Below are 4788 nucleotides of genomic sequence, written 5' to 3' on the forward strand. Positions count from 1 at the left end.
GCCCAATGACAAATGACTAATGCCCAATGACAAATGACTAATGCCCAATGACTAATGCCCAATGACTAATGACTAATGACTAATGACTAATGACTAATGACAATTAAGAACTTGAGACAAAGCGATCGCGCCCCCCAGTTTTTGCTTGGTAGAGTGCTTTATCTGCCTGCACAATCAAATCTGAAGGTGAGGATTCCCAAGTGGGCACAACAGTAGCCACGCCCATACTTAGTGTGACATGCTGACTCACCGCAGACCCATCGTGAACAATTTGCAAATCTTTGATTCCCTCTTGTATCGCTACGGCAACATGAACTGCGCCAGATGCAGGGGTGTATGGCATAATAACAGCAAATTCTTCGCCACCATAACGCGCTACTAAATCCTGATGTTTTTGCGCCTTGAGGCTTAATAAAGCACCCACCTTTTGTAAACAGACATCCCCAGCCGGATGACCATATTTATCGTTATAAAATTTAAAATAGTCGATATCACACAAAATCATTGACAGGGGACACTCCTTTTGTGCCAGATTAATCCACTGAGTATTGAGATAATCATCAAAACGGCGACGATTTGCCAACTCAGTTAAGCCATCTACATTAGCGAGGTGCTGCAAAGCTTGGTATGCCGCCTCTAACTGTTTGTATACTTGCGCTTGCTGTAGCAGGCGACGCAATCGCTGGCGCAATACAGGCCAGTGAATTGGCTTAGTGACATAATCAGTCGCCCCTGCTTCAAAAGCACGGTCTACGGATTCTTCATCATCCAAGCATGTGATCATCAATATGGGAGTGCGCTCCCATATCTTGGAGATCACAGTATTATTAAGAACCGACTCAGTATCAAAGGTTGCAAGGGCTGAGATTAAATTATTCCTGGCAATCTGGAGCAAGTGCTTACAGCAGGTAAAACCATCCATCACAGGCATTACAGCATCTAGCAAAATTATATCCGGTTTGATAGCCTCGTAAGCATCTAAACATTGCTTACCATCATTAACGTCAACCACTCGATAACCTTCTTGTTCCATAGCTTTACGCAACAATACTCGGATGGTCTTGTCATCATCAGCTACTAGAATTAGTGGTGGTTGCTTAGAAACAGAAAATGGAGTTATGCCTGACATGAGTTGCCTTCCACTTGCAGAACTATGCTGAAAAAGGCTGTGCAACTCAATCGCATGGGGGCGATCGCTCTTTTCATCAATGCCAGGATTTGCGGCAAAGGTGTGTCTGGCTTCACAATCAACTGTTTTTGCACAATAGAGGCTCTTGTGTTACTGAGCCAAGCAAGCGGTAGATAACTAAGTTGCATAGACAATCTATAATTGGAACACGAAGGCAATTCTTACCTTTTTGTTCACCTACGGTTAGGGGAGGAAATGTTACTTTTATATTTCCCTATTGTTAAAGTCAAATTGCGATTTTTTGAAAAATTGCAAATCTACACCTTATTTAGTTCTGTAGTTTGTTTAGAAACCTAACCATACAGCGCAAACCATAAAATCACAAGTGCGCTCAGAAGATAGTTAAGACTATATATTAATATGGGAGCATCCCACTTTTTTGCATGTCATTGCAAGCGTTGCGAACGCGAGTGCGTCTCTTAGAGTTGCAATCACAAAATCCTCCAACTCAGAGCCAGTCCATGCGATTGCAAGTCTTGGACACGCACTTGCGTTCGTCGTTCCTCCTCTCTACCAGACGCACTCGCGTTCGCAATGACAATTATTTTCTCATTAAAAAATAAAAACTGGGATACACCCTATTAATATCACTTGACTCAAATTTATTTAGTCTATTCGACAAGGGTTACTGATGTTTAGTATAATTACATAGAATAAAAAATTACCTTGGCACAAAGCTTTCTTGGAGATTAACTTTGGGTTAATAGAATAATTAAAAATTATTATTTAATTCCTAAATATTTTAGCTAAATTAAAACTTATATAGGAATCGTATTTGATTTTTGAAATTATTTACGTAGGCGGGGAGTGGGTAGAGACGCGATTAATCGCGTCTGTACGGAGTAGGGAATAAGGAATTAGGTTTTTCGAGTTGTACCGAGCTTTTTCAGAAATCAAATATTAGTCCTATAGTTATTTATTCTAAAATGTACCGACTTCCTAGCTAATATTCTATAAATTTAGAAATGCTCAATTAAGAGTTATTGAATAACTGAAAGTGAGAATTAATTCAGAATTAACATATAAAACTGCCATCTTTATTTCATCCAAAAATCAAAACCTATTTCCACTCACTAAATCTTCAAAATGCCAGACTCATTAATGTATCAGCAAGATCATTTTGTTGTTCTAGAAACAAATCAACCAGAACAATTTCTGACACAATCAGAGTTATTAGAAAAGCTCAAAACCACTCTCCAACAACTCATAATTCAAGATTTGCCGCCTGACTTGCAAAAGTTTGATACTGCGGAAGCTCAAGCACAATATTTACTTGACACCACTTGCGAATTAGATATTGCTCCTGGGCAATATTTGCAGTGGTATGCAGTTCGTTTAGAAAAGTAACTTTTTGGTTGGCGGTTAAGAAGAAAAAAGTTAATTAAGAAGTAGCATAACATACTCTTTTTTGGCATTGCTGAATTGCGGTATGAATCCAAATGTAGAGACGTTGCAATGCAACGTCTCTACAAGGATTTTGATATCATGTACAATCGTTTTCATACATGAAATCAGCAACGCCCTTTTTTTAATCTTTGGGATAAATAAAAAGAGCAAATAAGTGTGAAGTATCAGCTTTGCTTTAATTCTCAAACAATGTAAGCGCGATGCCTACGGTGGTCACTGAGCGGCTGGTGAGCGGCTTGCCCTGAGCTTGTCCTGAGCGTAGCCGAAGGGAGTCGAACCATGCCGTACCACTTCGTGGAAGCAAGCTACGCGCAGCGTCTCCAAGAGTTGTGCGGGCTACGCCTACGCTCTTTCTCCCAGGTGCGTTAAGCTACTGTTAACGCACCACTATCACCCGAAAACTACTTAGGCAAAACTTGCTCTAGTGCTGCTAAAAGTTTATCAACACTTTCCTTTCGACTATTAAAGCCCATCAATCCGACGCGCCAAACAAGACCCGCTAGTTCGCCAAGACCACCGCCAATTTCAATATTATATTCATTGAGTAACTGGCGAGCGATCGCTTTCCCATCTACTCCTGTTGGAATGCAGACAGTGGTAAGCGTTGGCAGTCTATACTCTTGTTCAACGTGCATACTCAGTCCTAAATTCTCCAACCCTTCCCAAAGATATTCTACGTTTTTCTGATGACGCTGCCAGGAGTTTGCTAATCCCTCTTCTGCAAGCAAACGCAGTGCTTCCCGCAATGCATAATATAAATTAATCGGTGCTGTATGGTGATAGGTGCGTTCAACGCCCCAATACTTACCCAGTAACAACATATCCAAATACCAGTTTGCAACCTTTGTTTGGCGCTGTTGCAATTTCTCAACGGCACGCGGACTCATTGTAAAAGGCGAAGCACCAGGCGGGCAACCCAACCCTTTTTGGCTACAACTATAAGCTAAGTCAACTCCCCAAGCATCCAAAAACAAAGGGACACCACCTAAACTTGTGACTGAATCAACTAACAACAAAGTGCCAAATTCACGACACAAATCAGCTACACCTTCCAATGGTTGACGTGCGCCGGTGGAGGTTTCGGCATGAACTAGGGCTAAAATAGTTGGACGATGAGTTTTTAAGGCAGTTTGGAGTTCATCAAGGTTGAAAACTTGTCCCCAAGGTTTGGTAATGGTTCGCACATCCGCGCCATAACGTCCAGCCATATCCACAAGGCGATTACCAAAGTAACCAGCTACACCAATCAAAACCACATCACCGGGTTCTACAGCATTGGCGATGGTTGCTTCCATTGCGGCTGTTCCCGTACCACTGACTGCAATGGTGAGTGGATTTTCTGTTTGCCATACGTAGCGTAGCAACGACTGAATTTCATCCATGAGTGCGAGAAAAGCTGGGTCAAGATGCCCAACTGGTGAGGTATTCATCGCCTGGAGAACTGTAGGATGGGCATTGGAGGGCCCAGGCCCCAACAGCAGACGGGATGGAATTTCTAGCGGTGTGAGTTGCAAGCGTCCAGAGTCGTTTATTGAAATTGTTTGCGTCATAATCTGTTTTCGCCTAGACGATACTTACCGGATCATAGAGCGATGGCTTCGCCAACGCCAGAGGCGAACGCATCACCGATGTTTTAGTGAATCTGTCATTTGCCAGAAGATGCGATTACGGCAAAGTATTACAGTGATTCAAACAAATGTGCGAGAGTATACTTATTCACTTACCCGGATACATAATTATGATTTTTGCTGGTAAACGACCAAATAATTTAGGTATTAGCAACGGTAAATTAGCACCCTGCCCTAATTCCCCTAACTGTGTTTCTAGTCAGAGTGCAGATGCAGTTCACAAAATTGCACCACTGACTTTTACATCTAGTCCAGAAGAAGCGATTAGTAATCTTAAACAGATTATTGAATCCTTACCAAGAACTAAAATAATTACCGAAAGCCAAGATTATTTATATGCAGAATTTAAAAGTGCTTTACTGAGATTTGTGGATGATGTAGAATTCTATTTAGACCGGAATGCTAATGTTATCCAAGTACGTTCAGCCTCACGCTTAGATAAAAGCGATTAGCGGTTAGCGAGCTTGCGATTAGTTTTAAACAAGCCGCCCAATATGAGCGGGGTATTAACCTCCCCAAGATTAATTTTTCGCCCACGAGGGGCGAGGCATGTACCGGGTTAAT

At 41.8% G+C, this 4788-nt stretch carries 5 protein-coding genes; 2 read left to right on the forward strand and 3 right to left on the reverse strand.

Annotated elements, in window-relative coordinates:
* Nucleotides 1–103: 103 nt before the first annotated feature.
* Together LC574_RS26955 and LC574_RS26960 are read right to left on the reverse strand one after the other, a co-directional pair.
* Nucleotides 104–1129: a PleD family two-component system response regulator gene (locus tag LC574_RS26955; protein ID WP_229456731.1), complete on the reverse strand. Its 1026-nt coding sequence runs from the start codon at nt 1127–1129 to the stop codon at nt 104–106.
* Nucleotides 1117–1317 carry a hypothetical protein gene (locus tag LC574_RS26960; RefSeq protein WP_229456733.1) on the reverse strand — a complete coding sequence of 67 codons (201 nt, stop codon included), beginning with the start codon at nt 1315–1317 and terminating at the stop codon, nt 1117–1119. The genes LC574_RS26955 and LC574_RS26960 overlap by 13 nt, the downstream gene beginning before the upstream one ends.
* Before the next feature lie 958 nt (nt 1318–2275).
* Between LC574_RS26960 and LC574_RS26965 the strand changes: the two genes are divergently transcribed.
* A complete protein-coding gene (locus tag LC574_RS26965) occupies nt 2276–2536 on the forward strand; it encodes a chlororespiratory reduction protein 7 (RefSeq protein ID WP_229456735.1) in 261 nt (86 codons plus the stop codon).
* Between the two features lie 461 nt (nt 2537–2997).
* Here the strand turns inward: LC574_RS26965 and LC574_RS26970 are convergent, their stop codons facing one another.
* Nucleotides 2998–4146 carry an alanine--glyoxylate aminotransferase family protein gene (locus tag LC574_RS26970; protein ID WP_229456737.1) on the reverse strand — a complete coding sequence of 383 codons (1149 nt, stop codon included), beginning with the start codon at nt 4144–4146 and terminating at the stop codon, nt 2998–3000.
* A gap of 188 nt (nt 4147–4334) precedes the next feature.
* On the opposite strand from LC574_RS26970, the gene LC574_RS26975 reads away from it, so the two are divergent.
* Nucleotides 4335–4676 carry a DUF1499 domain-containing protein gene (locus LC574_RS26975; RefSeq protein WP_229456739.1) on the forward strand — a complete coding sequence of 114 codons (342 nt, stop codon included), beginning with the start codon at nt 4335–4337 and terminating at the stop codon, nt 4674–4676.
* Nucleotides 4677–4788: the final 112 nt, after the last annotated feature.

It is taken from the genome of Nostoc sp. CHAB 5715, from assembly GCF_020829685.1.
GTDB lineage: Bacteria > Cyanobacteriota > Cyanobacteriia > Cyanobacteriales > Nostocaceae > Nostoc.

Bases quoted from the DNA above. Each gene is read 5' to 3' on its own strand.
- LC574_RS26955 (WP_229456731.1), bottom strand. From the start codon at position 1,129: ATGTCAGGCATAACTCCATTTTCTGTTTCTAAGCAACCACCACTAATT.
- LC574_RS26970 (WP_229456737.1), bottom strand. From the start codon at position 4,146: ATGACGCAAACAATTTCAATAAACGACTCTGGACGCTTGCAACTCACA.
- LC574_RS26960 (WP_229456733.1), bottom strand. From the start codon at position 1,317: ATGCAACTTAGTTATCTACCGCTTGCTTGGCTCAGTAACACAAGAGCC.
- LC574_RS26965 (WP_229456735.1), top strand. From the start codon at position 2,276: ATGCCAGACTCATTAATGTATCAGCAAGATCATTTTGTTGTTCTAGAA.
- LC574_RS26975 (WP_229456739.1), top strand. From the start codon at position 4,335: ATGATTTTTGCTGGTAAACGACCAAATAATTTAGGTATTAGCAACGGT.